General features: G+C 68.9%; 6 protein-coding genes. 1 reads left to right on the top strand and 5 read right to left on the bottom strand.

What is annotated here, in order from left to right:
• Positions 1-298 precede the first annotated feature (298 nt).
• A complete protein-coding gene (locus M0P34_RS13245; protein ID WP_291499919.1) occupies positions 299-688 on the top strand; it encodes a response regulator in 390 nt (129 codons plus the stop codon).
• An 811-nt stretch (positions 689-1499) separates the two neighbouring features.
• Here the strand turns inward: M0P34_RS13245 and M0P34_RS13250 are convergent.
• The 5 genes from M0P34_RS13250 to M0P34_RS13270 form a co-directional block, all read right to left on the bottom strand.
• Positions 1500-2027: a hypothetical protein gene (locus M0P34_RS13250; RefSeq protein ID WP_291499921.1), complete on the bottom strand. Its 528-nt coding sequence runs from the start codon at positions 2025-2027 to the stop codon at positions 1500-1502.
• Between the two features lie 436 nt (positions 2028-2463).
• Entirely contained in the window at positions 2464-2841 is a 378-nt protein-coding gene (locus M0P34_RS13255; RefSeq protein ID WP_291499923.1) for a PilZ domain-containing protein, read from the bottom strand.
• Positions 2842-2849: 8 nt separating this feature from the next.
• Entirely contained in the window at positions 2850-3125 is a 276-nt protein-coding gene (locus tag M0P34_RS13260) for an HU family DNA-binding protein (RefSeq protein WP_291499925.1), read from the bottom strand.
• Between the two features lie 279 nt (positions 3126-3404).
• Positions 3405-4100, bottom strand: coding sequence for a response regulator transcription factor (locus M0P34_RS13265; protein ID WP_291499927.1), 696 nt, complete (start codon positions 4098-4100; stop codon positions 3405-3407).
• On the bottom strand, positions 4090-5638 hold a 1549-nt coding region (locus M0P34_RS13270; protein WP_291499929.1), incomplete at its 5' end, for an ATP-binding protein. The genes M0P34_RS13270 and M0P34_RS13265, both read right to left, overlap by 11 nt.

Raw genomic sequence — 5638 nt, forward strand, 5'->3', positions numbered from 1 at the left:
CCGCGTCCCTGACCCTGGCCCACGGGGCCCTGGGCGGACGCTATGGCTTCGACCGCCTGCGCATGGTCCGCGCGGCGCTGGAGCGCGAGGCGCAGGCCGCCTCCGGGCCCGGCGCGGCGCCCGGCGAAGGCGAACCGTCTTGTTGACGACGCTTTTCAACTCTTTTTCCTTTTATGAACCACCCCCGCTGTGATACAAAGACATACATGAAGCTTCGCCCTGCCGTCGCCCGCCGAAAAGGAGAACAAAAGCGACACGATGGCCAAGAACAGGCGGACCGACAATTCCGGGAGCGCCCATGACCGACCTTGCCGACGTGACCGTGCTCATCCTCGACGACGAGCAGATGGTGCGCGAGAACCTCGAAGCCTTCCTGGAGGACGAGGGGCTCCGTGTGCTCACGGCCAGCAATGGCGAGGAGGCCCTGAACGTCCTGGCCGCCAACACGATCATGGTCGGCGTGGTGGACATGCGCCTGCCGGGCATGGCGGGCAGCGAGTTCATCGTCAAGGCCCACGCCCTCAGCCCCGAAACCCGCTTCATCGTCCACACCGGCTCCACCAACTACAAGCTGCCCCGCGAACTGCGGGCCATCGGCATCACCCGCGACGAGGTCTTCATCAAGCCCCTGGCCGACATGCAGGTCATCCTGGACGCCACGGCCCGCCTGCTCGGCCGCGGCGCCTGACGCCCTCCGGTCGGCCAAGCCCCGAGCAGAGGCCCCGGCAGGGCTACCGCAGCCACCTTCCAGCTCCCTATCGCCCCTGTGTTTCCTGTGCAGGATATGCCACCATTTCCCTCATGCCGGAGTCCTTGGTGCACCCTCACTGTCGGTCCAGCTGCCGAGCCGGACGATCCAGACGTTTCTCAATTCAGGCATCGTTGACTCCGTAGTTGCCAAACGTTATGCTTTTGCATATCGGCTGTCGTCTCAACCAACCCGCCGGGGAGGGATAGGTTGGTCGACAGGCTCAAGGCACCGGCTTACTTGAGCGTTTCCGGTCTACAAGCACTCCCGCCCGCCGCCTCTCCAAACAGCCCAGCATCGCCGCTTCGCTCCGCCCGGCCTTGGACATGAACACCGCCGCGCGCCCCGGGCGCGCCCGCCCAGGCTGGACGGACAAAGTCCGCCCAAGCTCTTGGGACCGTCAAGGATTCTGGATGACCTTGGCCAGAAGCCGCATATGCGGCCCCTTGCCCACAGCTCGCCTTGAGTTCCCCCGGGCCTTGTCCGTGAACAGCCCGTCGCGGACCTCGTTGCTGCAGAAGGCCCTGCCGGGCAGCAGCGGGAGGCAGGAAGACGCTGACCGGAGACCAGGCCGACGGGTTCCACCCGGTCGGGCCTGTCCAACTCCGCCAGGAGCCCCCCCTGCGCGCAGATTGGCGATCCGGCCGCCCTGGGCCAGGGGCCGGGGGCAGGGCGCGGCGGGGCCAAAAATGCGCGCGGCCCGGCCTGCCCCCAGGGGGCGGGCCGGGCCGTGCGGCGCCCGCGCCTCTGGCTAGGGCCGGGGCGGAAGGAAGGGCGCCGGGCCCTGCGCGCGATTTTCGGTTTCGCGGCGGCGCAGTTCGGCCCGGAACTCGTCGTAGCCGAACTCCGAGATGTCCTTCTCCAGCCCCCGGCAGCGCAGGAGGTGGTTCACGAAGGTCAGCACCGAGCCGGGGTACAGCGCGGCGCGCATCTCCACAGGGCTGCGCAGGGAGGCGAAGGGCTTGGACTGCCCGGCCAGCAGGTCCAGGACCACCCGGCCCTTGGCCGCGCCCTCCGGGCCCCTGTCGCGGATCATGCCCAGGACGTTGAACGGCCGGACCTGGCCGCGAAAGGATTCGGGCAGCCCATCCAGTTCCAACACCTGGGAACGGGGCCGGAACAGATACGCGGCGGTCAGGGACTCGTCGTCGGCCACCTTGACCGTGAATTCGCTGCGCCGACCCTGGCGCTGGAAGCCCTTGGCGAAACGGAACAGGTCCGCCGCCAGGGAGTCGATGACCAGGGCCGCGACGCGCGGTTCGATCTCTGGTGCCTGCATGCCGGTGGGGCTCCTTGCTTGTGGGCTGGCGCGGTGGCGCGGGGTGGCGGGCCGTCCGGCCCCAGGGCCAACCCCTATCCCCCTTTTTCCGAAAAGAAAACCCCCGGCCAGCCGCGCGCGGCCGCTCCCCGGCCGCCCGGCGCCGCAACGGCCATGCCCCCGCACCCCGGGGCGCGGCGCGAAAGGCCGCCCGCCCCTCGCCCGGCACCCCCGGGGAGGCAGCGCCGCCCGGCCGGGCCCCGGACCGCGGCCACGGGAACGACACGCACGGGGCGCGAAGGCGGCGAGGCGCCGCAACGGCCACGCCGGGCCTGCGGGCACGGAAGGATGCGCCAACGCCCACCGGGCCGGGCCGCAGCCCCTTCCCGACGCCGCCCCAAGGACGACGAAAGCCGCGCATGCCTGGCATGCGCGGCTTTCCTGCATTCTTCGGCCGCTAGAGCAGCGCCCGGCCAGCCTGCAAGCGCGATTCGATGTAGCGCCGCAACGCGCTGTGGCTGTCCTGGTCGCCGCCGTCGAAGACGACTCCGATGTCCAGGGCCTGGTGGCGCTCCCGGGTCCAGACGGCGTTGCATTGCAACACGATGGGCCAGGGCATGCCCAGGGCGTAAAACGCCGTGTCGAAATCCGCGAAGCCGCCGGAGGGCGGGCCACCCAGCCAGGGCGCGCGCATCCGGCAGCCCAGGGTGGACAGGTTCGTCACCGTGGCGGGAATCTGGCTCCCCGGCCGGTCGAAGGCCACCGCCGGAAGGCAGACCGCCACCCGGGGCTGCCGCCTGCGTTCCCTCTCCTGGTCCCGCTCCCGTTCCATCATCGGCCCGGCTAGCCGATGGCCTTCTTGATGCGCTTGCCCATGGTGTACTTGACCACCTTGCAGGCCGGAATGCGGATGGCCTGCCCGGTGCCGGGGTTGCGCCCGGTGCGCGCCGCGCGGTTGACGACCTTGAAGGAGCCAAGGCCGGTCAAAATGGCCGAACTGCCGCCCAGCAGGGCCTCGCGGGCGCAGTCCATGATGCAGTCGAACACCTTCTCCGCCTGGACCTTGGTGCCCAGGTTGGCCTTGTCCTTGATCCGTTCCACCATCGCCGCCTTGGTCATATCCCAAACTCCTTGCTGCACGGTTTGAAATCGATTTTCCACCGTGGTGTAAGGATTTTCGGCGATTCCTGTACATAGGGAGAAAAACCAAATCCCCCGGGGGAAATCCCCATGCCTGCCCGGGAATAATTCCCGGACCGCTCAGGGGGAGAACTCCACAGCCCTGAAATCACTTGACCTCAAGGAAACCGGGAACTGAAAAACGACGGATGGTTTCGAAAAAAAATCCCGAGCGGCAGCGGTCGGACGGGAAACCGGGGCCCGCGGAACGGCTGCGGGTTAGGCGGGCTCCCCGGAGTCGATCCACAGGTCCAGATCGATGAGTCCCAGGCGGGCGGCGTAGCGGATGAGCTCCACGTTGCTGTGCAGGTTGAGCTTCTTCATCAGGTTGGCGCGGTGGTTCTCGGCGGTCTTGGGGCTGATGAACAGCTTCTCGGCAATTTCCTTGGAGGAGAGCCCCTCGGCCAGGTAGCGCATGATCTCCTGCTCGCGGGGGGTCAGGGTGCCGTAGTCGGCGTCGCGCGAGACGCCCTTTTGCAGCGGCGAGGCCATCAGGCTTTCCACCACCGTGGGCGACACGGAGCTGTCCAGGAAATATTCTCCCCGGGCCACGGTATCCAGGCCCTTGAGCAGCCCGTCGGAGGCCGACTCCTTGACCAGGTAGCCCGACGCACCGGCCTTGAAGGCCTCGGCGATGTGCTCGATCTTGGAGTGCATGCTGACGATGACCACGCGCAGCCCGGGCACGACCTGCTTGAGCTCGCGGGTCAGGCGGATGCCGTTGATGTCGGGCAGCGAAATGTCCACCAGGGCCATGTCGGGGCGCCTGCGGGCTGCGGCCTCCAGGCCCTCGCGCCCGTTGCCCGCCTCGGCAACCACCTCGTAGCGCGCGTCGCGCTTGAGGATGGCCTTGAGCCCCTCGCGGAACATGGGATGGTCGTCGACGATCAGGACGCGGATGGTCTCATCGTGCATGCTCGGTCTCCCCCATGGGGATTTGTACGAAAATCCTCGTCCCCTTGTCCACCTTGCTGACGATCTGGAACTGCCCGCCCAGCAGCCGGGCGCGCTCCTCCATGCTTTGCAGGCCCATGTGCCGGTCCTCGTGCAGCTCGGCGCGGCGCGCGTCCACGTCGAAGCCCCGCCCGTCGTCCTCCACGCGCAGGATGAGGTTGGGCGACGAGGCCACGAGCTTCACCGCCACCCGGTCGGCCCGCGCGTGGCGCACGGCGTTGCGCAGGGCCTCCTGGACCAGGCGGTAGAGGTTGATCTCGGCGTCGCGCCCCAGGCGCACACCCTCCATGCCCGCCACGGTCAGCTCCACGGGAACGCCCGCGTCGTGTTCGATCTCGCGGCAGAACTGCTCCAGGGCCTGCACCAGCCCGAGCTGATCCAGCCCGGGCGGGCACAGGGCGTAGGACATGTCGCGCACCGAGCCGATGCACTGCTGGAGCATGCCTGCCAGGACGGCCGCGCGCTCGCGCAGGCGCCGCGAGACCTCGGCCTCGTCGTCGAACAGCGTCTCGCAGCAGATCTTGAGCGAGGACAGGTTCTGGGCCACGTTGTCGTGCAGCTCCAGGGCAATGCGCCGCCGCTCGCTCTCCTGGGCGCGCAGAAGTTCGTGGGTCAGGGCGTGGACGCGGCGCTCGGCCTTGCGCACGTCGGTGATGTCGATGCCCGCCTCCCAGACGGCCCAGCCCGGGATGGGGCTGCGGTCGGACATGACGGTCCAGCGGATGGTGCGCATCTCCCCGGAGCTGGCCACGGTGTCGAGCTCCTGGTCGCGCAGGTCGCCCTCGCGCCGGACGCGCTCGACGCGCAGCATGGGCTCCGGATCGGCGTACAGGCGGGCGCGGATGCCCGGGGCGGCCATGATCTCGCGGGCGCTGTAGCCCAGCACGCGCTCGCTCTCGTGGTTCCAGAACACATAGTTGCCCTGCTCGTCGTGGGCGTGGACCAGCACGGGCAGGCTGTCCACCAGCAGGCGCAGGCGGCTCTCGTTGACGCGCAGCCTGCTCTCCACGGCCTGGCGCTCGGCGATTTCGCGACGCAGGTGGGCGTTGACCTCGGCCAGGGCCGTGGTGCGCTCGAGCACCCGGCGCTCCAGGGCGTCGCGGGTGTCCTCCAGCTCGGCGGCGATGCGGCGGATCTCGGTGATGTCCAGCAGGGAGACAACCACCCGGCCCAGGGTGTCCCGGTATTCCGGGGCGACGTTGAAGTGCACGGCCACGCGGATGGTCCTGCCGGTCATGGTCCTGTGGTCCAGCTCGCCGGAAAAGGAATGCCCGCCCTGGGCCAGGACGGTGAACTCCTGATGGGCCACGCGCAGGGACTCCTCGGTGAACACGCGGTCCAGCCCGGCAAGCAGCTCTTCCTTGCTGCCGGCTTCGAGCAATTCCACCGTGGCCCTGTTCACGTCGATGATGCGCACCAGGCGCACGCAATGGAGCACGTCCTCGGGGTGGGCGGCGAAGTGGGCGGCGAAGTCGCGCACGCCCCGGGCGTGCAGCTCG

The sequence above is a fragment of the Desulfocurvus sp. genome (assembly GCF_023230885.1).
Lineage (GTDB): Bacteria > Desulfobacterota > Desulfovibrionia > Desulfovibrionales > Desulfovibrionaceae > Desulfocurvus.